Origin of the sequence: Phragmitibacter flavus (assembly GCF_005780165.1) — a bacterium.
GTDB lineage: Bacteria > Verrucomicrobiota > Verrucomicrobiia > Verrucomicrobiales > Verrucomicrobiaceae > Phragmitibacter > Phragmitibacter flavus.
The window spans coordinates 240526-262330 of the sequence record NZ_VAUV01000008.1; the positions used below are offsets into that span (position 1 = coordinate 240526).

Sequence of the window (21805 nt, forward strand, 5' to 3'; positions counted from 1 at the left end):
CTTCGATTCAACTAGAGACGTTATCGCTGGTTGCCACTCACGACTTGGGGGTTAGGCGCATTTCTCGGTTGCATCCATCTTGGAGTATTCAGTAGCCACGCGCGCGTCCAGCCAGTCGGGCCGCTGCTCCCAAGAAATGCGTAGCCAAGTGTGAACTCCGCCGCCATAATTCTAGGTAAGCCGATCGCCATCGAGTTGAAACTCGTGAACTCGCCATTCGTCGGTTGGTCGCAGTCTGGCAGAGATTGAGGTGGCTGATGCAGGCTCATACCAGTTCCGCATCGGCGCACGTTTGTCCGAGTTGGCGATAAAGACAACGAACGTGATGATCCGCCTACGCTCCTCGTCGATGAACATGAAGTCATTGTGGGTGGGGAACGTGGCAGAAGGGTAAGTCCAGAGGCCGCCGAAAGAGGACGCGATCATCATGCGCCTAACGTTCGATGCGCCGGGTTGTTCGTTGTTGCGGATGTGGGAGGAAAGATGGTCATCCCGTGTTCTTTTGTTTAGAGTCGCGGAACAGGAACCATCCCGGTGAATGGATGCAGGCACTAAGCAAGAAAAGTGCAACAAGGTCGAGGAGCTTGTGCAACCACAGCAGCGGCAAACTCTGCGGTGTATGGAGAATGAAAGAGGCCGGACAAGCAAGCCAAGCCCAACAGTAGAATGCAAACCCGACGCCAGGAACGCCGGAACTGAATCTCCCGGTGACTCGGGTGAAGATGTAGCAGGCGCATGATAAGAGGTCGAAAAGCAAGCCAACGCCAAACAGCAACGTTGGAAATGGATAGCGAGTAGCAAAAGGCTTGTTCGATGTCTCTTCAACGTGCCAAAATACGATGCTGGAAAATGAAACGATGATGATGAAAACCACGACCCCTCGCCACTCGTCCCATCGCGAGAGTCTGCTTGTGATTGGGATCGGGGCTGGCGAACTCATGGTGCGATTTACAGAATGCGCTTATCTAAGCCTAAAGTCGAGCTCATCCACGGCGGGGAGGGAAGCCCGAATTCAAACTGGCGTGTTGCCCGCCGTTGGATGGAGCGGCTTGTTCGCATTGTTTTTTAGGCAGGGGCATCGCTGTCGTCTTCATCGGGGTCGAAGGGGTAGAATGCCAATCCGGGCTTCCGCCAGGGCAGAATGGCCCGCCACCATGGAATTATGTAAGTCTCCTCCGAGACAGTTCGGGGTCGCAGGCCTGCATCATGTGCCGTCGTGAAGATGTCCTTCAAATCCGGATCTACGTCCATCGCAGCCATCACAATCTTGTATGCTTCCTCCGAATTGGGGGCAGCTGCACGTCTGCTTGTATAAAATCCGATTGCAGGAGCCTCCCCATCGCCCATGTCCAGACTGATGCCGGTCGTATGCAGGAGGAACTGATAGGTGGGCATATTTGATGCGAACGATGAGCGCAGGCACCCCTACCAGCGGGGGCGAGCGTCGATCACCGGGTTGGGATCATGGTCAGGAAATCATCGAAACTGGGCGGCTGGTAGGGGCTGCTCTGGCGCGGCTTGTTCTCCGGTCTTTTTTAATCGACACCAAGGTCATGAACAAACTCATCGGAGTCTCGAAACTTGTCGATGCCTAATTGAGCTCGGATGATCTGCCGAACGACCTGCCGAACTTCCTCATCTGTCCAACTTCGCTCATCCCTCAGCTCATTCGCGTTCTGTGTGACCGCAATGGTAACAAGATCTCGCACAGTTGTTGGGGAAAAAATCCACCCTCTCCCAAATCGAAGGTTGGGAAGTGTGGCAAGAGAGGAATCATGTCGGAACGAATCCCGAAGGTGCGATCGGCGTGACACGGGAAACAGGGTTTCAATCCGAGTGTGAAGCGCGACCTCAGAACGACTAGCGCCAACCGATCCCATCAGACTGGCTCGAACACGGTGAAAAGCTCGTAGTGATATACATGCCCTCCGATCCCGTGTTGCCCCCACAGCTCTTTGAACATGAAAAATCAGGTGCGCCGGAGTGATCATTGCGCCTGCCTCAGCATCAGAAATAGCAATTCCAAAGGCCTCCTCAACGGCTATCACTAACTCTACGGCGTCGAGTCCCATAATTTCTGGAGAGCGTTAAAGATGAGCCACGGCCGCTTGGGCCGTTGGCTCTGGCGACTGGTTAGCCACTTCCCTCATCCACCGTAAGGGTCGGAGTTCTGATCTCATAAACCTCGTGAAAAATGCGTAGAGCAAAATCTGTCGCATTTTTGGGGTCTTTTTCAAAATCGGCTTGGTAGGTCTGAATGGTCGTGGATTTTAATGTCTTCGGGTCGCGGGACTCCATCTGGATCGGTCGCGCCACGCCGATGCTTCTAAAAACGCGCGCTATCTTCTTTTTTTCTTCGTCCGACTTACCAACGAGCGGAATATCGATAAAAAGGATATTCTGCTCGAAACCGAACTGAACGAACTTGTCACTTGGCGAATCCGTAAAAACTGCCCATGGGTGCTTTTCCGAGCCGCGCAACGCGAGCTTACCCAAAGCGCTTTCAACGAGCATCACGGTCGCTTTCTCTCCTCCGCGAGCTTCGCAAAGACTCAACACGATCAAAAATGCTGCGAGAGTGTATATCGAACGCATGTTTTTCTTTGGCTAACGTTGGAGCTCAGACACGAGGGCCGAAGGGCCGAGTTGTCTGTGACGATTGGTTAGCCTCTTCCTTCATAACGCCGATTCGCTTTACACGCTCCGCCAGTGCAAGCACACGACCTCCAATTTCCTCATCGGGCAATCGTGGATTAAAGACAGTGGAAAAAGAAAACTCTTCGTCACCGGGGACGGGGAGCTCGGCGCGAGCAACCGCGCCCGACGGATTGAGGCATGATACCGAAAGTCGGTAGAATTCAGCTTCGAACTGCCTCATCGACTTCGCGCCGCTCGCTTGAAAAGCCGGCCAATCGGACTTCCTGGAATCTCGAAGATTATTCGTGCGCATGGAAAAACCCTCGAATGCTCTCTTGATCGCGGCACCGATAGTTTGTGGCGATGCGACGGGCAACACGATAGGCACATCTTGCTCGTAGAGAATGCCATCTGGCGTCGAGTGGCACGGCGCGACGATTACGGCATTCGGTCCGACATAGACTGCGAGCGACGGATTCATCTTTCTTTGGCTAACGATAGGCCTGGCACCTGCTACCGGGAGCGCCCCTCCGCTTCAGGTTTAGGTTTCTCGCCACCCTCCGACTCCAACTGGGAACGGGTTGCGGGTTGCCCAGGGCCGGCTTGTCCAGCGCCGGGTTGTTCGGCATTGGGTGCGTTCTCTGGCGCGAGAATCGCACGAAGGCTAGGACCAGCACGGAAACTCCAAGGGGCGTTCATGAAGATGTCTGAGATACGCCAAGCCTTTTCAGAGCGCTGCAACACGATGACGTCAATCCAACGAGCCTTCTCGCCGTTCAGACTCCATTCCAAATAGACGGGAATGCTTGCGAATTGGTCATGCACAAGCGGCCGTCCGAGGGAGAAGCTATCAACCCCCTCCCAAAGGCTTGCGAATAGATTGCCTTCAATCCAAGGCGGCTTATCCGACGGATATTTCTTAATGAAGGCTGCTTGCGCTCGCCTCGCTTGCTCGATCGTTTCGGTGAGTTCATCCGTAAAGATGGGCGCAAATGTCTTCATCGCCGATTCTGACGGCAATCCCCGTGGACCGAGCTTCACGTAAGCGATGTAGAAAGCCTCGGCTACTCGAACCGCCTCGCTCTCACCTTGGTTGCCGCGGACCGGTTGTGAGAGTGACAACCCAAATAACAATAGAAGAAGGGTGAGTCTCATTTTGTTGCCCAACGTCTAGCTCATCCACAGCAGGGAGGGAAGCCCGAATTCAAACTGGAGCGTTGCCCGCCTTTGGATGGAGCGTCTTGTTCGGTTTGTCTTCATTTGTTGCTGCTTAATTCAGTCGCCACCACAATCACCACCAGCGTCACAGCCGTCAAATCCCCATCCCGTGGATGCATCACCGCTGCTCCCTGAGCCTCCCGGTCTTGAGGTCCGCCGTGCTCGCGCATTCTCGGCATCCATCAGCTTCTTCTCTGCATCAGTAAGTTTCATCGAGTCAGGTAGTGGGCGGTGACATCCGGGACAAAACCCTACTCTTCTAGAGAGAATCTGCTCACCGCATTCTGGACAGTGCAATGCCATGTTTGTAACGCAATAGGTGAGGCACGGGCGGACAACGCCAGCCCGCCGCACGATCAAACTCTCTAACCACCATGCCACTCCGAAACAACACCGCCCCGCCCGTTGCTCTCGACCGACTTGTTCAGCGTCTTGATGCGCTGGTCACGCTCGGCGTCCCCGTCCCCGTAAAGATCGCTGGCCTAAAAAAGCTGGCTACGATGGGAGAGATTGGGGAACGCATCTTCCGCAAGTGTGTGGAAGTCCTCGAAGTCACCAACAAGAAGCGTCAATACTGGCCGCTGATGGATCTACTGATGGTAGAGCGTGCCATCGCGGAACAATGCTTCCCGGCCGCAGAATCGGCAGTGCCGGAACACATGCGAAACGCCCCCGAATGGCTCACTGAGTCGGAAACGATTCTTCCGCTGAACGTCTAGCTGTGGCACCGGCGAAATGGAAGCTCGAATTTAACTAGGGGCGTTATCGCCGGTTGCCACAAGCGTCTTGTTCGCTTTTTGATTTGATGATGGCGCGTTGCACCAATCCCATGAATTCGTCGAGTGAATGTGTCACGACATCCAGTTCACCAGTCTCGTGGTCATGAAAAAGAATCGGGTGAGGTTTGTCCAACGGGTCAAACACATACTCGTTCCCACACCCATCGTTGGCGATACTGACAAACCGTTCACAGCCAGGCCACGACTCACGCATGGAGTCTGCGTCGAGCGGCTCGAAGAAGGCAATGCTCCAGTCTTCATCATTGATTGTGAGGTCGCAACCCTCCATCACAAGGACGCCGCCGTAGAAGTCTTTCAAGGTCGCCGGAAGGCTGGTGTTAAAGTGATCTTCAATTGAAGCAAAGTCCGGAGAGCGTAGCCTCTCTTGGAACCTTCTGGTGTAATCGTCGTTCTTCCTCTTATCGAAGAGCGCCCGGATCTTACTCCAAATCCAAACGACACCGATCGCCGGAAGAGCTAGAACCGCAATCAAAACGTAAACCTCAAGATCGGACATGTATAGAGCGAACGTCTAGCTGTGGCACCGGCGAAATGGAAGCTCGAATTCAAGAAGGACGTTATCGCCGGTTGCCACTAGCGTCTTGTTCGCCTTTGGTTGTTGCTGCTAGCGTCGCATGCTTCTTAGCCAGAAGGTTGAGCACATTATAGCCAGCGGTTGGGATATCGTCACGTCCAGAAACCTCAAGAGGCCACTCCCACCAAGGCACGACCTCCCCGATAATCTCCCCTCCGCTCATTGTAATGGCCTTGATGTGAGCGAATCGCGTTGCAATCACCTCTCGATTCTCGATCTCCGATGCTCTCGGCGGCGCATCTCCATTCCAGTCTAAAAGACCTGCGAGAAACGAACGGGTCTCACGCTTGCCTTCTCGGTTGAGGTGAAGTGCAAGAACGACGCCGCATCCGAATCGGTCGTCATCAATCGGAATGCTCCAGAAATGTCCTGGCTTTAAGTAGCTCGTCGACTTTGGGCAGAAGGGCTTCATTTTTGGGGCGAACAGAGGGTTAATTTGATGATTTGTAGAATAATATCACCCTATATCCTTCAAATTTGAAGATTTTTCGAGAGTTGATCCGATTTCGTATGCAAAATAACACGGATTTTCGGGTGTTATTCTTCAAATTTGGAGATTTACACGAGAATTGAGGTGTTATTTTACACGTCAAATAACAAAATTCTTGATAGTGTGTTCTTTTGAACATTATTATTTAAGGATGAATCCCTCGAACAAAATCAAGCTGGAAGCGCGTCTCCGCGAAGCGATTCGACAACGGCATTATTCAATCCGGACGGAGGACTGTTATGTAGTTTTGGCAGTCAGCGTGAAGGCAATTGATTGAATGCGAAGTGCAACTTCGCGGTCCGTTACTCGGGTCATCGCTCAATCCGCTAGTGGAATTTTTCGGGACTCGAATTGTCTTTTTGTCAGTTCTGGGGATGCTGCCGCCATTGGTGGCGAGATGCTGGCACCGGGCAACCGAGTTTTTTTTGGATATTGAAGGGAGGGTATCAGATTGGGTTGGGGATGTCGTGGGTTTAGTTTGGGGAATGGGGGGTGGGGAGTTTGGGGAGGGTGCTGGGGTTTGGTTGGCTTTGTGATGTTGGGGGCGGGGCTTTGGGATTTGTGGACTTTGGTTGACCGACGGGTCTGACTCTATTGCACGACCGACGACACGTCGGTGGTCCGATGGGGTGTTTGCCGACGACATGTCGGGGGTGATCGATATTTATGACAAAAAAATGCCGCCCGGGTGGGGCGGCATTTTTCGGTAGAATTGTCTGATTGGCGCGAGACGCTTCGCAGTTAAGCGGTGGCGGCGGCGTTTTCGTCGGAGGCGGTCGAGTAGACGACTTTCTCGGTTTCGACGACCTGGAATTCGCGGTTGCTGTGGAAACCGGTGCCGGCAGGGATGAGGTGGCCCATGATGACGTTCTCTTTGAATCCGCGCAGCAAGTCGTTCTTCGCCAGGGTGGCAGCTTCGGTAAGAACACGGGTGGTGTCCTGGAAGCTGGCGGCGGAGATGAAGCTGTCGGTTTCGAGGGAAGCCTTGGTGATGCCAAGCAGGACCGGATCGGCGGTGGCAGGTTTGCCACCGGCGTCGACGATGCGGTTGTTCTCGCCTTCGAACTCGAGCCGGTCGATCTGGTCTCCCCAAAGGAAGGTGGTATCGCCTGGATCGGTGACTTTCACCTTGCGCAGCATCTGGCGGATGATGATCTCGACGTGCTTGTCGTTGATCTCCACACCTTGGGCGCGGTAAACTTCCTGCACTTCGTTGACCAAGTGTTCGCGGAGGGCCTGAGGTCCAAGGATGTCGAGGATCTCGTGGGGAACCACAGGACCTTCGGTAAGCTGGTCGCCTTTGACCACCACGTCATCGTTGGAAACGAGGAGGTGTTTGCTGCGTGGGATGAGATGCTCTTCCTGCTGGCCGGTTTTGGCATCGGTGACGATGACTTTGCGTTTGCCGCGGACGAGACCACCGATTTCGACGACACCGTCGATCTTGGCGATTTCGCAGGCGTCTTTCGGTTTGCGGGCTTCGAAAAGCTCGGCAACACGGGGAAGACCACCGGTGATGTCCTTGGTTTTGGACGCTTTGCGTGGAGTCTTGGCAAGGGTGGTGCCGGGCTCGACACTTTCCTTGTTTTTGACGGCCAAGTGGGCACCGGCAGGGATGGTGTAGCTGGCGATGATCTCCTTGGTCTTCGGATCGACCACGACGATCTGCGGGTGCAAATCTTCTTTGTGTTCGATGACGACGATCTCTTCGCTGGCGGATTCCGGGTTGATCTGCTTGGTGATGGTAACACCAGGCATCATGTCGCGGAACTCGATCTTACCACCGCGTTCGGTGATGATCGGCACGTTGTAAGGATCCCAAGTGACCACGGTCTCGCCTTTCTTGACCTTGTCGCCCTCGGGTTTGGCGATGATGGCGCCAAGAACCAGTTTGTGCGATTCCAGTTCGCGGCCGTTGTCGTCGTGAATGCTGACGGTGCCGTTCTTGTTGAGAGCGATCCAGCCTTCGGCGGTTTGCACCACGCGCATTTCGTTGAATTTGAGCGTTCCGGCGTTTTTGGAAACGATGATCGGTTTTTTGAACGCACCGGAAGCAACCCCACCAACGTGGAAGGTTCGCATGGTGAGCTGCGTTCCTGGTTCGCCAATCGACTGGGCGGCGACGATACCGACCGCTTCCCCGATTTTGACGGGGCGGCTGGTGGCGAGGCTGAGGCCGTAACACTTGGAGCAGCAACCGCGCTTGCTTTCGCAGGTGAGCACGGAGCGGATCTTGAGTTTTTCGACACCGATTTTCGTGAGCGAGTCGGCGCAGACTTCGTCGATGAGCTGATTGACCTGAACGATGTATTCGTCTTTGACCAGCGGGTTATGGACGGACTCACAGGAGACGCGGCCATAAATACGGGTTTTGAGGTCGACCACTTCTTCGTCACCTTGATAGATGGAGGCGAGGGTGATGCCGTTGACGGTGCCGCAATCTTCTTCGGTAACAATGACGTCCTGTGCCACGTCGACCAGTTTACGGGTCATGTAGCCGGAGTCAGCAGTTTTGAGAGCGGTGTCGGAAAGACCTTTACGGGCACCGTGGGTGGAGATGAAATATTCCAACACGGTCAGACCTTCACGGAAGTTCGACGTAATGGGCTGTTCGATGATCTCGCCCGAAGGTTTGGCCATCAAACCACGCATCCCGGAGAGCTGCTTGATCTGGGTCTGGTTACCACGGGCACCGGAGGTGACCATGATGTAGAGCGGGTTGTGCAGTTTTTTGCCTTCATTGTATTCCAGGGTGCGGAACACTTCTTTGGAAATCTCTTCACCAGCACCGGTCCAAATGTCGATGACCTTCTGCTGACGTTCACCGTTGGTGATGATACCACGCTTGTATTGTTTCTCGACGACATCGACTTCACCACGAGCACGGGCGAGGGTCTTGTATTTGGCGTCGGGAATCACCATGTCAGTGATACCAATCGAACAACCGGAGCGCATGGCTTCGCGGAAGCCGAGCGTTTTGAGGCGGTCGAGGGCGGCAACGGTCTCCTGGTGACCGGAGCGCTGGAAGCAGCGCCAAATGAGGTCGGAGAGTTGTTTTTTGCCAACGGTGTTGTTGTAGAATCCGAGTTCTTCAGGCCAGATTTCGCTGAAACGCACGCGACCAGGGGTTGTCTCGATGACGGCCTTGGTCGGGTCGCCATAAGTGCGGCCTTTGGTCTGGTAGTCAGGGTTGCGGTAAAGGATCTTCTGGTTGACCTCGACGGAGTTTTCGCTGAGCGCGAACTCCACTTCGCTTGGATCGTTGAACAGAGGACGGCGGGCCTGGACGGCTTTCGGATCAGCTCCTGGAAGTTCACGCAAATAGGTAAGCGCAAAGCAGCCGAGGGGAATGTCCTGGGAAGGGGTGTTGACGGGCTTGCCGGATGCAGGGCTGAACAGGTTGTTCGGCGCAAGCATGAGCAGGCGGGCTTCCATCTGAGCTTCGATGGAAAGCGGCACGTGAACGGCCATTTGGTCACCATCGAAGTCGGCGTTGTAAGCCGTGCAAACGAGGGGGTGAACGCGAATGGCTTCACCTTCGATGAGTTTCGGTTCGAAGGCCTGGATGGACAAACGGTGCAGCGTAGGTGCACGGTTGAGCATGACCGGGTGACCTTTGGTGACTTCATCAAGGATGTCCCAGACTTCCGGGGTGCGGCGCTCGATCATCTTCTTGGCGGAGCGCACGGTGTGCACGAGGCCAAGCTCTTTGAGGCGGCGGATGATGAAGGGCTCAAACAACACGAGCGCCATTTTCTTCGGCAGACCGCACTGGTTGAGGGTGAGGTCGGGACCGATAACGATGACGGAACGACCGGAGTAGTCGACACGTTTGCCGAGCAAGTTCTGACGGAAACGACCGGACTTGCCTTTGAGCATGTCGCTCATGGACTTCAACGGACGGTTGCCAGCACCGGTGACGGCGCGACCGTGACGGCCGTTGTCGAACAAGGCGTCAACGGCTTCCTGCAGCATGCGCTTTTCGTTGCGGATGATGACATCCGGGGTCTTGAGCGAGAGCAGGTTTTTGAGACGGTTGTTGCGGTTGATGACACGACGGTAGAGGTCGTTCAAGTCGGAGGTCGCGAAACGACCGCCTTCGAGAGGCACCAACGGACGGAGGTCGGGAGGGATGACGGGAAGGACTTCCATCACCATGTATTCCGGACGGGTGTGCGAGACGGCGAAACCCTGGCAGAGTTTCAAGCGCTTGGCGATCTTCTTGCGAAGCTGCTTGGAGCGGGTTTTGGTCATCGCTTCCTCGAGTTCCTTGACCATCTCGACGAGATTGGTCTGGGCCAGGATGTCGCGGATGGCTTCGGCGCCCATGCCGACCTTGAAGCTGTCGTCGCCGTATTGGTCTTCGGCTTCGCGAAGTTCCATTTCGGTGAGGAGCTGGCCGCGGGTGAGCGGGGTGTTGCCTGGGCTGACGACGATGTAATCTTCGTAATAGATGACGCGCTCAAGCGAACGGGCGGTCATGTCGAGCATGAGGCCGATGCGTGAAGGCATGCATTTGTAGAACCAGATGTGGGTGACAGGAACGGCGAGTTCGATGTGGCCCATGCGCTCGCGACGGACGCGGCTGAGGGTCACTTCAACACCGCAGCGATCGCAGATCACGCCTTTGTGTTTGATGCGTTTATACTTGCCGCAGGCGCACTCCCAGTCCCGGGTGGGTCCGAAGATACGTTCGCAGAACAAGCCGCCTTTTTCGGGCTTGAACGTGCGGTAGTTGATGGTTTCTGGGTTCTTCACTTCGCCATTGCTCCAGGACCGGATGCGGTCTGGGGAGGCGACGGTGATGGACACCATATCAAATCCGCCGGTCTTGTGCGACTCGCCGAAGAGTTCCTTCAAGTGATTGTCAAAGCTAATTTCTTGCATGGGATGAATCGGTGGTTTGAAGGTTACTTACTTACATGCCAACGGCAGCAGAAGGAGTGAATCCACCAAGGATCTCCTCTTGTCCGGTCTCGCGGTTGACGACTTTGACGTCGAGGCCGAGGGACTGCATTTCTTTGATGAGCACGTTGAAGGATTCCGGGGTGCCGGCTTCCAGTGAGTTGTCGCCTTTGACGATGGATTCGTAGATGCGGGTGCGTCCTTGAACATCGTCGGATTTGACGGTGAGAAGTTCCTGAAGGGTGTAGGCGGCGCCGTAGGCTTCGAGCGCCCAGACCTCCATTTCCCCGAAACGCTGACCACCATATTGGGCTTTACCACCGAGCGGTTGCTGGGTGACGAGCGAGTAAGGTCCGACCGCACGGGCGTGGATCTTATCGGCGACCAAGTGGGCGAGTTTCAGCATGTAGATGTAACCCACCACGACTTCGAGGGCGAAGGCTTCGCCGGTGCGGCCGTCGATGAGTTTGCTTTTGCCGTTGAGGCCGATCCATTCAAAACCGGGAACCTGTTTCGCCTGGGCGAGGTATTCCATGATTTTGGGTTCCTTAATCCCATCGAACACAGGGGTGGCGACGGTGAAACCGAGGGCCTTGGCAGCAACGCCAAGGTGGGTTTCAAGCACCTGTCCGACGTTCATACGGGATGGCACGCCGAGTGGGTTCAAGCAGATGTCGACAGGAGTTCCGTCTTCGAGGAACGGCATGTCTTCTTCTGGAACGATGGTGGCGACAACGCCTTTGTTACCGTGACGTCCGGCCATTTTGTCACCGACGCTGAGTTTGCGTTTGCTGGCGATGAAGACGCGCACCTGTTTGATGACGCCGCTCTCCATTTCTTCGCCTTGCTCGATGCGGTCGAGGGAACGTTCACGCTCGATGTCCGCTTCGTCGAATTTGGTTTCGAACGCCGCGATGATGTCCATGATCTTGTTGCGGATCGGGGACTGGTCGATTTCCACCGTGCGGTAGTTTTCAGCAAGGGTGCGAAGAAGGGTCTTGGTGATCTTCTTGTTGGCGCTGATGATGACTTCGCCGGTTTCGCCGTTGACCACGTCGAGGTTGATCTTCTCGTTGAGCAGGATCTCGGAAAGTTTTTCCGTGAGCTGTTCGGTGAGTTGTTCGACCTTGGTTTTGTGTTCTTCGGTGATGATTTTGAGCTGCTTCTTCTGCTCGGCAGGAGAAAGACGCTCTTTGTCGGCGCCGGTGCGGGAGGACACACGGACATCCATGACGATGCCGGTGCAGCCGGATGGCACACGCAGGGAGGTGTCTTTAACGTCAGCGGCTTTTTCACCGAAGATGGCGCGCAGGAGGCGTTCTTCAGGAGCCAGTTCGGTTTCGGATTTCGGAGTGATCTTGCCGACGAGGATGTCGCCAGGTTTCACTTCGGCACCGATGCGCACGACGCCGTCGGCGCCGAGGTTACGAAGGGCTTCGTCACCGACGTTCGGGATGTCCCGGGTGATCTCTTCAGGGCCGAGTTTGGTGTCGCGGGCTCCAACTTCAAAATCTTCGATGTGGATCGAGGTATAGATGTCCTCTTTCACCACACGACGGCTGATGACGATGGCATCTTCGAAGTTGTAACCGTTCCAAGGCATGAACGCGACGAGCATGTTGCGTCCGACGGCGAGTTCGCCGTGGTCGGTGCAAGGACCGTCAGCGATCACGTCGCCTTTTTTGATCTTCTGGCCGCGCTCAACAAGAGGGCGCTGGTTGACGCAGGTGCCGGCGTTGGAACGCATGAACTTGCGCAGCGGATAGAAATGCACGCCTTTTTCCGGATCGGTGTGAACCTTGTTAGGATCGGCGGCAAAAGCTTTCTCGGTGATCGGAAGCTGACCGTCTTTGGTGGTGATGATGAAGTCAGCGGTGGCGCTGGCAACCACGCCTGGGGCGTCGGCCACGATCACGGACTGGGAGTCACGAGCGGCTTTGCCTTCCATGCCGGAACCGACGAGCGGTGCTTCGGCTTGAAGAAGAGGCACACCCTGACGCATCATGTTCGAACCCATGAGGGCGCGGTTGGCATCATCGTGCTCAAGGAACGGGATCAAGGAGGCGGCGACGGACACCATCTGCTTGGGCGAGACGTCCATGAGGGTCGTCTGGGTCGGCGGGACTTCCAAGAAGTCACCACGATAACGCACGGTGACGTGTTCGGTGACGAAGTTGCCTTTGTCATCAATTACGTTGTTGGCCTGCGCCACGTAATGGTTTTCTTCCATGTCCGCGGTGAGGTAGTCGATCTTGTCCGTGACAATACCGTTTTCCACCTTGCGGAAAGGAGTCTCGATGAACCCGAATTCGTTGATGCGGGCGTAGGAGCAGAGGGAGTTGATCAGACCGATGTTCGGACCTTCAGGGGTCTCAATCGGGCAGATACGGCCGTAGTGGGACGGATGAACGTCACGCACTTCGAAGCCGGCGCGGTCGCGGTTCAGACCACCAGGTCCAAGAGCGGACAAACGACGTTTGTGGGTCAGTTCAGCCAGAGGGTTGATCTGATCCATGAACTGGCTCAGCTGGGAACGGGCGAAGAAATCACGCACCACGGCGCTGAGCGCTTTCGGGTTGATGAGTTTCTGGGGCGTCATCACATCCATGTTCACGTCGAACAGGGTCATGCGCTCTTTGACCAGACGCTCGGTGCGGGCAAGACCCACGCGGCATTGGTTGGAAAGAAGTTCACCCACGGCCCGCACGCGACGGCTGCCAAGGTGATCAATGTCATCAAGAACACCTTCACCAGCGCGCAATTTGAAGAGGTAACGCAAGGCGGAAACGACATCTTCAGAGGTGAGGATGCGCTCATCAGGGCTTACTTTGATGCCAAGCTTCTGGTTGATTTTGTAACGACCGACGCGGGTCAGGTCATAACGTTTGGGATCGAAGAACAAACGCTTCACCAAAGCACGGGCGTTCGGGGCGGTTGGAGGATCTCCAGGGCGGAGACGACGGTAGATTTCCTTAAGGGCTTCATCTTCGTCGTGCGCAGGATCTTTGCGAAGCGAGGCGATGATGAGGTCGTCCTGGGTGGCGGTCACGCACTTGACGTGTTTGGTGCCAAGCTGGATCAACTGACGCACGATGCCCTGGGTAAGTGGCTCGTAGGCGCGGGCGACGATAAGTTCGCCGTCGAGGATGTCGTTGAAGATCACTTTCGAAGCGAGTTCTTCTTCGGTGAGGTTCTCACGAAGTTTGAGGTCTTCGATCGGATAGAACAACTTCAGGATGTCCTCGTCGCTTGGGTAGCCGATCACGCGCAGAAGCGTGGTGGCAAGGAATTTGCGACGACGACGACGACGGTCGAGGTAGACGTAAAGCAGATCGTTGGTGTCGAACTGGACTTCGAGCCAGGTGCCGCGGTCAGGAATGATGCGGAAGCCAAACAACCAGCGGCCATTGAGGTGCTGTTGAGTTTCGAAGCAGATACCAGGGGAACGGTGAAGCTGGGAAACGACGACGCGCTCGGCTCCGTTGATGACGAAGGTGCCGCGGGTGGTCATCATGGGCAGTTCGCCCATGTAAACGCGCTCTTGTTTGGCGCCGGCTTCGTCCTTCAGTTCATAGGTGACGTAAAGCGGGGCGCTGAAGCTTTCGGCTTCACGGATCGCTTGAAGCGGATTGAGCTTGGGTTCACCGATTTCATACTGGGTGAAGTTCAACGACATTTTGCCGTCGTAGCTGTCGATGGGGAATACTTCCCGGAAAACTGCCTGCAGACCGAGGTCCTTGCGCTTCGTGGGCGCAATGTCTTTTTGCATGAATTCTTCGTAGGACTTGATCTGAATCTCGATAAGATTCGGAGGTTCGACGACTTCTTTGATTTTGCCAAAATTAATGCGCTGGGACATAGACGGGGAGGCTGGGTGTGGCAACTACTGGACGGGGCAAAACCGGACAAACGTCCGGTGGTGAAGTGATTTGGGGCGGAGGCGATGGTGACCGGAATGGTCAACCGTCGCCGCCTATGTCAGGAGACAGAGACAAAAAGACCCACGGTTGCTGTTGCAGCCGCGGTGGTCACGCAAAGTTGCTTGATCGACGTTGACACTGTGGACCAAACGGAAGCGAGCCTGGGGAACGCGGGGTTTGGAGCAGTGAGTCGAAAGGGGCAGCATTTGCGGATGTTGATCTTCTTTGATGAGGATTGGCACTGCGCCGCCGCGATGGCGACGCAGCACAAGTTGGGACTTTGCGAAAACGCGAAATTATTTGATTTCTGCTTTGGCGCCGGCTGCTTCGATCTTTTTCTTGATCTCTTCAGCGACTTCCTTGGTAACACCTTGAGCGAGAGGCTGAGGAGCTTTTTCGACAAGGGCTTTGGCTTCAGCAAGGCCGAGGCCAGGAACCACTGCGCGAACTTCTTTAATCGCGGCGATTTTGTTGGAGCCAGCGTCGGTGAGGATGACGTCGAATTCGGTCTTCTCAGCAACGGCTTCAGCAGGGCCGGCGGCACCACCAGCGGCGGCAACGGCGACAGGAGCTGCGGCGCTAACGCCCCATTTGTCTTCAAGAGTTTTCACAAGTTCAGCGACTTCCAGGACGGTAAGGGCGCTGAGTTCATCTACGAGTTTGGTAAGGTCTGCCATAATATTATCTTTCAGTGTGTCCGTTGGGCGAAGCATCGCTCATTTTAAGGTCAGCAGCCGCTGATCCGGCAAGGAACTGGGTTGGTATTTTAACGGTTCAAACAGCGGTGAAGCTGCTATCTGATCAAAGGGTTGGAATAATCGATTAGAAATTTCAAATTTGAGATCTGAAATCTCCTTAAGCGGCTTTGTCGGCCTTGGCTTGAAGAACGCGTGCCAGGGAGGCGGCGGGTTCGTTGAGCAAACGGACGAGCGTGCTGGCCGGGGCTTGAAGGGTTCCAAGCAATTTGGCAAGCAAGATTTCGCGGGAAGGAAGATCGGCAAGAGCCTGGACGCCGGATGGCTCAAGGTATTGGCCGTCAAGCACACCACCTTTAACTTCGGGCTTCTGGAACTCTTTGGCGAAGGTCTTCATGACCTTGGCGGCAGCGCAGACGTCTTTTTCACCAGTCACAAAAGCGGACTGACCGGAGAGCACGCTGGCGAGCTTCTCTGGGTAACCGGCTTGTTCGGATGCTTTACGCACCAGGGTGTTTTTGTAGACGTGAAGCTCGGCACCAGCACCGCGAAGGCGCTTGCGGAGTTCGTCGAATTTATCCACGGTCAGCCCGGTGTAGTCCACCACAAGCAAGAACGGCGAAGCGTTCACCTTCTCAAGAAGGGCCGCAATCATCTCTGTTTTTTCAGCTTTCATCGTTGGTAGATTCTAAAGGTTAGGCAGCGGATTTGACGTATTTGGCGACATCCAAAGGAAGCGCAGGGGACATGGTGCCGGTGAGGGTGATGTTCTGGATGAACTTGCCTCTGGCGGTGGCGGGACGGGCGCGAACGACTGCGTCGATCAGGGCCTGGCCGTTTTGAGCGAGCTGCTCAGGAGTGAAAGCGGTTTTGCCGATGGCGGCGGCGATGTTGCCACCTTTGTCGAGTTTGAAGTCGGCGCGGCCTGCCTTGACGGCGTTGACCGCAGCAGCAGTGTCGTCGGTGACGGTGCCGGTTTTTGGGTTGGGCATCAAACCGCGAGGTCCGAGTTGTTTACCCAATTTACGAACTTCCACCATGGCGGCAGGAGTGGCGATGGCGACGTCGAAGTTGGTGAAACCTTCTTTGACTTTGGCAATCAGGTCTTCGAAACCAACAAACTCAGCACCCGCAGCTTTGGCGGCGTCGGCAGCGTCGCCCACGGCGAACACGGCGACTTTGACGCTTTTGCCGGAACCGTTGGGGAGCGGGCAGGTGCCGCGAACCATCTGGTCGGATTTGCGTGGATCAACGCCAAGACGGAATGAGAGCGTGACACTCTGGTCGAACTTGGTGGCGGGAAGTTTTTTGAGGAGTTCAGCGGCTTCTTCAAGCGTGAACTTCTTGTCCGCCGGGATCATCTCGGCGGCCTTCTTGTATCGTTTGCTGCGTTTTTGGCTCATGTTTGGGATGCAGTATTAGCGAATCGTTGTTTCAGGACTCTCCTGCTTGGTTGGGATTACGGATTTGAAATTTGAGATCTCAGATTTGAGATGCTTCGCTCAGTCAATGATCTCGATACCCATCTGACGGGCGGTGCCGGCCATGATGCGGGTGGCGGTTTCGAGGTCGCTGGTGTTCATGTCTTCGATCTTCAACTTGGTCACGTCGCGAAGCTGGGCTTTGGTGAGCTTGGCCACTTTAACTTTGTTGGGCTCTTTGGAACCAGAAGCAAGGTTGGCGGCTTTCTTCAGGAGCACGGAAGCAGGTGGCTGCTTGGTGATGAAGGTGAAGCTTTTGTCCTTATAAACGGAGATGACGGTTGGTAGAATGTCACCGGCGACTTTTTGGGTGGCGGCGTTGAACTCTTTGCAGAAGGCCATGATGTTCACACCAGCCTGACCGAGGGCAGGACCGATGGGTGGCGCTGGGTTGGCGGCGCCGGCTTTGATCTGGAGTTTGATTTGTTTGACGACTTCTTTGGCCATAATGCAGGAGTGTGAACGTTGAAGGAGTAAAGGGGGGCGAGGTTGGTTGGGGGGCTTAACTTAGGCTTTTTCGACCTGCCAGTATTCGAGGTCCACCGGAGTGGAGCGCCCGAAGATGTTGACGGCCACGCGCAGCAGGCCGCGGTCGGGGTCGATTTCTTCGATGATGCCGGTCTGGCTTTCGAAAGGACCATCGGCCACACGAACGTTGTCTCCGACGGAGAACATGACCTTCGGTTTGACACCTTCTTCACGGTCACGGACCTGGGCGAGGAGGCTCTCCACTTCTTTCGGACGAAGCGGAATCGGATGATCTTTGGTGCCGGCGAAATTGAGGAAACCATCGGTCTCCTTGATGAAGTGCCAGGTTTTGACGACCGGCTTGTTGTTCTCGTCGAGCAACCACATGTTGGCGAGGATATAGCCAGGAAACACTTTGCGGGTCGTTTCGCTGCGCTTGCCCTTTTTGACTTCGGCAACGCGTTCGGTGGGGACAACGACCTCAAAAACCAGGTCGCTCATCTCCTCGGTGGCGATGCGGCGCTCCATGTTTTCACGCACACGCTGCTCCAATCCGGCACGGACGTGGAGCACATACCACTGGTCTTTGGGTTCTGGGATGGCGGGCATGGTGGTTTTCGGAGCCGAAAGTTGATTAGCTGATGAAGAACTGGAAAAATTTGCGCATCACGAAGTCGAAAGACGCAGTGAATGCCGCAAGGATGATCATGGCGATGAGCACCACGGTGGTGGCGTCAGTGAGTTCCTTGTAGCGAGCGAACCCTTTTTCTTTGGGGTCCCAAGGCCAGGTGGCTTTTCTGAGCTCAGCCCAGACTTCGGAGAAGTAGCGCGATACACGGTTCATTTTTTCGTCAAGCAAAGAGCAAATTACAAGGTTGGCACGCCAGGTAGGACTCGAACCTACAACCAATGGTTTTGGAGACCACTACTCTACCAATTGAGCTACTGACGTGTTGAAGACTTGACGGAATGCTCAGGATAAATTGAAAGATTTAAATTGCAAGATTTTATGCCATTACCGGGCGACAAGAGCGCCGCAGGACTTTTTGAGCCCTGCGGCGGCATCACCCAAACGGCTTAAAATCAATCGAGGATGTTGGCAACGCGGCCTGCGCCGACGGTGCGTCCACCTTCGCGGATGGCGAATTTGTCAGCTTTGTCCATGGCGATCGGAGTGATGAGCTCGATTTCAACGGTCACGTTGTCACCAGGCATCACCATTTCAACGCCATCAGGAAGCTTGACGGTGCCAGTCACGTCCGTGGTGCGGAAGTAGAACTGTGGACGATAGTTGCTGAAGAAAGGCGTGTGACGGCCACCTTCGTCCTTGGAAAGGACGTAGACTTCGGCTTGGAATTTGCGGTGTGGCTTCACGGAACCGGGCTTGGCAATAACCTGGCCGCGCTCGATGTCGTTTTTCTTGATGCCACGAAGGAGAAGACCAACGTTGTCGCCAGCACGACCTTCGTCGAGAAGCTTGCGGAACATTTCGATGTCAGTGACGGTCGTTTTGACGGTGTCACGGATGCCGATGATTTCGACTTCGGACATCTTTTTCACGATGCCACGCTCCACACGGCCGGTGCAAACGGTGCCACGACCTTCGATCGCGAACACGTCTTCAACTGGCATCAGGAAGTCCTGGTCAATCGGGCGCTCAGGGAGCGGGATGTAGGAGTCAACGGCTTCCATCAATTTGTAGATGTTGGCCTTCTGTTCGGCGTCACCTTCAAGAGCCTTGAGGGCGGAACCTTTGACGATCGGAATGTCGTCGCCAGGGAATTCATACTTGCTGAGGAGTTCGCGAACTTCCATTTCGACGAGGTCGAGGAGTTCTGCGTCGTCCACCATGTCCACTTTGTTCATGAACACGACAAGAGCGGGAACGCCGACCTGACGGGCAAGAAGGATGTGCTCACGGGTCTGAGGCATGGGGCCGTCAGCGGAGGAAACGACAAGGATGCCGCCGTCCATTTGCGCTGCACCGGTGATCATGTTTTTGACGTAGTCAGCGTGCCCTGGGCAGTCGACGTGCGCATAGTGACGATTTTCGGTTTCGTATTCAACGTGAGCCGTGTTGATCGTGATGCCGCGCTCTTTTTCTTCTGGAGCTGCGTCGATCTCGTCATACTTTTTCGCCTGGGCGAAACCTTTTTCGGCCAAGGTGTTCGTGATGGCGGCGGTCAGCGTGGTTTTGCCGTGGTCAACGTGGCCAATCGTGCCGATGTTGACGTGTGGTTTGTTCCTCTGGAAAGCTTCTTTAGCCATGGTGTTGGGTTGTGATTAATGCACGTTTGGGTTTGGAGAGACTGAGCGCGAATCTGAGGGCCGATGGAGCTCGTGAAGGGACTTGAACCCTTGACCTCGTCCTTACCAAGGACGTGCTCTACCACTGAGCTACACGAGCGCACCACTTGCCGTAGAAACGCCTAACTTCAGCGGTAAAAACCAGAAAAATTGCAACCGCACCCCGAGGCGCAAAGACAAAAATTTCCCGCTTTTACCGAAAAAGTGGGGGGCAACCTAATGGTGTTACAGGTTCTGTCAAAAAAATTTCAAAAAAACTTTGAAGTATTTCACGTGGTGGGACAGACGGGGCATAGTTTCACGCGGGACGCTTCATTTCGAACATGTCGCGGGTGCGGGCATACCAGCCGGGACTTTGCATGCGAGCGATGGGATGATAGTTGGCCGGATCGATCAGCCAGCTCCCTGGACTGAAGATGCCGTCGCGGACATGAACGCGGAGAACTTCGCCGATGATCAACCGATTATCGCCAATCTCGAGGATGCCCCAGCTTTTGCATTCGAGCGAAGCGGGCGCTTCCGCAATGCGGGGTGGTTTGACCACCGATGAAGCAACGGCGGTGAGTCCGGCATGTTCAAGCTCGTTCTGACCGGGCGGCAGGGTCGCGGCACAGAGGTTCATCTGCTCCATGATGCCTTCATCGACCAGATTGACGACAAATTCATGCGTGAGCCGAATGTTGCGGGCGGTGTCCTTGGGGACTCCAGGCTCGCGGTCGCCGGGACAGATGCCGACAATAGGCGGGCTGTCGCCGAGCACGTTAAAGAAGCTGAACGGGGCGGCGTTGATGCGTCCCTCGGGATCGATGGTGGTGGTCAACGCGATAGGGCGCGGAGTGACCAGCCCCGCTAGGATCGAGTAGGCGTCTTCGCGATGGGGGCCGGTGAGATCGATTTCCATGTTTAGCTTTACGCCTTGCAGAATTGACGCGCACCCAAAGAATTGGGGTGATTCACCAAGTCTCTCGCGGCGAGGTGTTGTAGGGGTCGGAGGGCGCAGGTTGTCGGCAACGGTCAATGTTTTCCATTGATGGTTATGTTTAAGGAGATAAGCGTAACTTCTTAAAACTCGGCAGGAGATGTTAGAAATCCGGCCCTCCCGAACCGCCAAAACTCCCTTTTTTGTCATCCATGTCAATTCAACGCCTCAATCCCGCTGAGCCTCCGCAACTTTGGACCACCTGCCTGCATGGGGACAAAAGCAGGGCGTCCCGGTGCCCGACCAGGGATTTGCTTCTGGGAGCCATTCCCGGGGAGGGGGTGGGTCCGGAGGTGATTGCCGCCAGCCTTGAGGTGCTGCAAGCCGTCGCATCTGCGACAGGACTGACACTGCAGGTTCGCGAGGGAGGAGCCATTGGAAGGGATGCGGAACGGCAATGTGGACAGGTATTGACCCGGGATGTTGTGGAGTTTTGCCACGAGATTTTTGATGCTGGCGGCGCGGTGCTTTGTGGGCCGGGAGGAGGTCGTTTTGTGTATGATGCAAGGATGGCCTTCGACTTGTTTTTCAAGATCAGTCCGCTGCAAAAGATCAACGGGTTGACGGATATCTGCCGCCTGAAACCGGAATGGGTGCGTGATCTGGATATTCTGGTGGTGCGGGAAAACTGCGGCGGAGCTTATCAGGGAATCTGGCGCGAAACCGACGAGGCGGCGCATCACGAATTCAGCTATTCAGCGGCGGGGGTGCGTCGCTTTTTGACGGCGGCAGCGCGGTTGTCCGCGAGCCGGTCCAGACATCTTACCGTGGTCTGGAAGGAGTCGGGCGTGCCGGGCATCAGTCGTTTGTGGCAACGCTGCATGGCAGAGGTCGCCGAGACGGAGAACGTCACCTTCTCGATGGTGGACATTGATTTGATGTCCTATCGACTGATCAGTGAACCTTCGGCTTTTGATGTGATCGCAACTCCCAACATGTTTGGCGACGTTCTGGGTGATCTGGGGGCGGTGTTGTTGGGCGCGCGCGGGATCTCATTCTCGGGCAATTACTCAGCGGACGGTCACCGCGCCATCTACCAAACCAACCATGGAGCGGCGTATGACCTGGCAGGCCAACAAGTGGCCAATCCTGCGGGCCAGATCTTCTCTGCGGCGATGATGCTGCGCGAATCGTTTGGATTGTGGCGCGAAGCTGCAGCGGTGGAAAAAGCCGTGCAGACGGTTTGGAAAAACGGCTACAGAACGCGGGATGTGGCGGTGTCCGGCTGCAGGGTTGTTCGCACAGGGGAACTGGCAGCCATGGTGGCCGAACAAGTCCACGGGCAACTGGGCAGGGAAAGTTCAGCGGCTGCTTATTCCTGATTTATGGAC

Annotated in this window: 21 protein-coding genes and 2 tRNA genes; 2 read left to right on the forward strand and 21 right to left on the reverse strand. The window is 55.4% G+C overall.

Annotated elements, in window-relative coordinates; all coding sequences use genetic code 11:
- Positions 1 to 171: 171 nt before the first annotated feature.
- The 7 genes from FEM03_RS12415 to FEM03_RS24425 all read right to left on the reverse strand — a co-directional run bounded on the left by FEM03_RS12415 (position 172) and on the right by FEM03_RS24425 (position 4034).
- The gene (locus FEM03_RS12415; RefSeq protein ID WP_138086584.1) at positions 172 to 429 is read right to left on the reverse strand and encodes a hypothetical protein; all 258 of its coding nucleotides are present in this window, start codon (positions 427 to 429) and stop codon (positions 172 to 174) included.
- A 58-nt stretch (positions 430 to 487) separates the two neighbouring features.
- Positions 488 to 940, reverse strand: coding sequence for a hypothetical protein (locus FEM03_RS12420; protein ID WP_138086585.1), 453 nt, complete (start codon positions 938 to 940; stop codon positions 488 to 490).
- A 125-nt stretch (positions 941 to 1065) separates the two neighbouring features.
- Entirely contained in the window at positions 1066 to 1395 is a 330-nt protein-coding gene (locus FEM03_RS12425) for a hypothetical protein (protein WP_138086586.1), read from the reverse strand.
- A gap of 738 nt (positions 1396 to 2133) precedes the next feature.
- Positions 2134 to 2595 (reverse strand): hypothetical protein, encoded by a 462-nt coding sequence (locus tag FEM03_RS12435; RefSeq protein ID WP_138086588.1) that lies wholly within the window; start codon positions 2593 to 2595, stop codon positions 2134 to 2136.
- Positions 2596 to 2620: 25 nt separating this feature from the next.
- Positions 2621 to 3118 (reverse strand): hypothetical protein, encoded by a 498-nt coding sequence (locus FEM03_RS12440; RefSeq protein ID WP_138086589.1) that lies wholly within the window; start codon positions 3116 to 3118, stop codon positions 2621 to 2623.
- 32 nt (positions 3119 to 3150) lie between these two features.
- On the reverse strand, positions 3151 to 3792 hold the full coding sequence (locus FEM03_RS12445) for a hypothetical protein (RefSeq protein ID WP_138086590.1): 642 nt from the start codon (positions 3790 to 3792) through the stop codon (positions 3151 to 3153).
- Positions 3793 to 3893: 101 nt separating this feature from the next.
- The gene (locus FEM03_RS24425; RefSeq protein WP_166442818.1) at positions 3894 to 4034 is read right to left on the reverse strand and encodes a hypothetical protein; all 141 of its coding nucleotides are present in this window, start codon (positions 4032 to 4034) and stop codon (positions 3894 to 3896) included.
- Between the two features lie 195 nt (positions 4035 to 4229).
- On the opposite strand from FEM03_RS24425, the gene FEM03_RS12450 reads away from it, so the two are divergent.
- Positions 4230 to 4574, forward strand: coding sequence for a hypothetical protein (locus tag FEM03_RS12450; RefSeq protein WP_138086591.1), 345 nt, complete (start codon positions 4230 to 4232; stop codon positions 4572 to 4574).
- A 43-nt stretch (positions 4575 to 4617) separates the two neighbouring features.
- On the opposite strand, the gene FEM03_RS12455 is transcribed toward FEM03_RS12450, so the two are convergent.
- From FEM03_RS12455 to FEM03_RS12520, 14 genes are all read right to left on the reverse strand, one after another.
- The gene (locus FEM03_RS12455; RefSeq protein WP_138086592.1) at positions 4618 to 5151 is read right to left on the reverse strand and encodes an SMI1/KNR4 family protein; all 534 of its coding nucleotides are present in this window, start codon (positions 5149 to 5151) and stop codon (positions 4618 to 4620) included.
- 61 nt (positions 5152 to 5212) lie between these two features.
- Entirely contained in the window at positions 5213 to 5641 is a 429-nt protein-coding gene (locus tag FEM03_RS12460) for an Imm26 family immunity protein (RefSeq protein ID WP_138086593.1), read from the reverse strand.
- A gap of 819 nt (positions 5642 to 6460) precedes the next feature.
- Complete coding sequence (gene rpoC, locus FEM03_RS12465; protein ID WP_138086594.1) at positions 6461 to 10606, reverse strand: DNA-directed RNA polymerase subunit beta'; 4146 nt, start codon at positions 10604 to 10606, stop codon at positions 6461 to 6463.
- A gap of 31 nt (positions 10607 to 10637) precedes the next feature.
- Entirely contained in the window at positions 10638 to 14483 is a 3846-nt protein-coding gene (rpoB, locus tag FEM03_RS12470; RefSeq protein WP_138086595.1) for a DNA-directed RNA polymerase subunit beta, read from the reverse strand.
- 357 nt (positions 14484 to 14840) lie between these two features.
- Positions 14841 to 15221, reverse strand: coding sequence for a 50S ribosomal protein L7/L12 (gene rplL / locus FEM03_RS12475; RefSeq protein ID WP_138086596.1), 381 nt, complete (start codon positions 15219 to 15221; stop codon positions 14841 to 14843).
- Positions 15222 to 15399: 178 nt separating this feature from the next.
- A complete protein-coding gene (rplJ, locus tag FEM03_RS12480) occupies positions 15400 to 15915 on the reverse strand; it encodes a 50S ribosomal protein L10 (RefSeq protein ID WP_138086597.1) in 516 nt (171 codons plus the stop codon).
- 19 nt (positions 15916 to 15934) lie between these two features.
- Positions 15935 to 16642 carry a 50S ribosomal protein L1 gene (gene rplA / locus FEM03_RS12485; RefSeq protein ID WP_138086598.1) on the reverse strand — a complete coding sequence of 236 codons (708 nt, stop codon included), beginning with the start codon at positions 16640 to 16642 and terminating at the stop codon, positions 15935 to 15937.
- 99 nt (positions 16643 to 16741) lie between these two features.
- The gene (rplK, locus tag FEM03_RS12490) at positions 16742 to 17167 is read right to left on the reverse strand and encodes a 50S ribosomal protein L11 (RefSeq protein ID WP_138086599.1); all 426 of its coding nucleotides are present in this window, start codon (positions 17165 to 17167) and stop codon (positions 16742 to 16744) included.
- A gap of 60 nt (positions 17168 to 17227) precedes the next feature.
- Entirely contained in the window at positions 17228 to 17797 is a 570-nt protein-coding gene (gene nusG, locus FEM03_RS12495; protein WP_138086600.1) for a transcription termination/antitermination protein NusG, read from the reverse strand.
- 25 nt (positions 17798 to 17822) lie between these two features.
- On the reverse strand, positions 17823 to 18032 hold the full coding sequence (locus tag FEM03_RS12500; RefSeq protein WP_138086601.1) for a preprotein translocase subunit SecE: 210 nt from the start codon (positions 18030 to 18032) through the stop codon (positions 17823 to 17825).
- A gap of 32 nt (positions 18033 to 18064) precedes the next feature.
- A tRNA-Trp gene (locus FEM03_RS12505) sits at positions 18065 to 18140 on the reverse strand.
- Between the two features lie 131 nt (positions 18141 to 18271).
- Positions 18272 to 19456 (reverse strand): elongation factor Tu, encoded by a 1185-nt coding sequence (gene tuf / locus FEM03_RS12510; protein WP_138086602.1) that lies wholly within the window; start codon positions 19454 to 19456, stop codon positions 18272 to 18274.
- Positions 19457 to 19520: 64 nt separating this feature from the next.
- A tRNA-Thr gene (locus tag FEM03_RS12515) sits at positions 19521 to 19595 on the reverse strand.
- Positions 19596 to 19793: 198 nt separating this feature from the next.
- Complete coding sequence (locus FEM03_RS12520) at positions 19794 to 20396, reverse strand: flavin reductase family protein (protein ID WP_138086603.1); 603 nt, start codon at positions 20394 to 20396, stop codon at positions 19794 to 19796.
- Positions 20397 to 20626: 230 nt separating this feature from the next.
- Here FEM03_RS12520 and FEM03_RS12525 point away from each other — a divergent pair, with 230 nt between their 5' ends.
- Positions 20627 to 21796, forward strand: coding sequence for an isocitrate/isopropylmalate family dehydrogenase (locus tag FEM03_RS12525; RefSeq protein ID WP_138086604.1), 1170 nt, complete (start codon positions 20627 to 20629; stop codon positions 21794 to 21796).
- Positions 21797 to 21805: the final 9 nt, after the last annotated feature.